A 1329-nucleotide genomic window follows, 5' to 3' on the forward strand; every position below is an offset into this window, starting at 1 on the left:
GTGCGAGGATTTTCCGAAGGAAAATCAGATGCATGCAAACACGCATTTAGTCTTGATTAGGCACTAAATTACGCATTATTTTTATACAATGTTGCCATGCGTGGTATTTTTTGTCGGGCTTATTTTACAAAATACTTGCGTTTAATTTCTCAAAACCTAGAATTTTAGAACACGAGTAAAGTCAGTCGTGAGTAAACCTTGCGTTACGTTTGTCAAAAGTCAGATGTTTTTTCGCAAGAGTAAAGTCAGTCGCACACAACAGTTGCGCTTTGAATAGTCAGAAGTCAGTTGAGTGAGATTTTTTTAAACCACTTTTAAGCTCGTTTATATATTTTTTAGAGCTGAGTGAGCCATGAATGGCAACGTTCAGTATAAGAAACGTAGGGCAGGTGATAAGCAATACATTTCGGTTTGGTACTAAGCCAAATATAATATTTTGCTTTTATCTTTTTTGTTGAAAATGCTAAATTTTATATTTGGCGACTTTATAAATAAACACAGACCTTATCGGTTAAGCACAAAAGCCCTATGTTTTTTATATGTTGTTGTTGTGTTTTCGTACGTTTTTAGACCTAGATGTCTTTTCTCAACTTATTAGGGTTTTGTCTTGTGTCAAAAATTGTGATTATTTCAATTTCGTTTAATTCTGCCGAAATTCGATAGTAAAAAGTTGTTTGTTTTGTTACTACACACTTATAAAGACCTTTAAATTCAGAAGACTGAGGGCAACTTTCAGGTTGAAGAGAAATTTGTTTGATTTTTTCTGTCAGTTTTTCAATAAACTTATCACGTGTTTTTAAATTCCAATTTTCTAGAATATAATCAGATAATTTTAGAAGTTTGTTTTCAGCAAGTTCTGATAAAAATACTTTCATTAAGATATTTTCTTCAAAAATGAATCATATGAAACTCTTTTTCCTTTGTCAAGTTCATTTATTCCTTCTCTGATTTCATTTTGCTCAGCAACACTTAACTCTGTCCAAAAGTCAGCTTTTTCATTCTTAATGAATTCAGCAACTTTTTGAATAAAATCATTGTTTTCTATAGATAAAATAGTCTTTACTAATTCTATTTTCGTTGATTGAATGTCCATAATCTTTAAATTAATAAAACAAATATACAAAAAGCGTTTTTATTCATTCGTTTGAGTGAGTATGAAACACAACGTTTATGTATAAGAATAGTTGCGGGTTTGTATGCGAGGATTTTCCGAAGGAAAATCAGATGCAAGCAAACGCGCATTAACTCTTGGTTAGGCACTAAACTAAGCATTATTTTTATACAATGTTAGCATGCGTGTTTATTTTTGTCGGACTTATTTTACGAAAT

Annotated in this window: 2 protein-coding genes; both read right to left on the reverse strand. The window is 31.2% G+C overall.

What is annotated here, in order from left to right; translation table 11 throughout:
• Window positions 1-572: 572 nt before the first annotated feature.
• Window positions 573-875: a type II toxin-antitoxin system RelE/ParE family toxin gene (locus tag M4I23_RS19455; protein ID WP_249755519.1), complete on the reverse strand. Its 303-nt coding sequence runs from the start codon at window positions 873-875 to the stop codon at window positions 573-575.
• The gene (locus M4I23_RS19460; protein ID WP_249755520.1) at window positions 875-1093 is read right to left on the reverse strand and encodes a hypothetical protein; all 219 of its coding nucleotides are present in this window, start codon (window positions 1091-1093) and stop codon (window positions 875-877) included. Before M4I23_RS19460 ends, M4I23_RS19455 begins: the two co-directional genes overlap by 1 nt.
• Between the last annotated feature and the right edge of the window lie 236 nt (window positions 1094-1329).

The sequence above is a fragment of the Algibacter sp. L4_22 genome, from assembly GCF_023473045.1.
Classification (GTDB): Bacteria; Bacteroidota; Bacteroidia; order Flavobacteriales; family Flavobacteriaceae; genus Algibacter.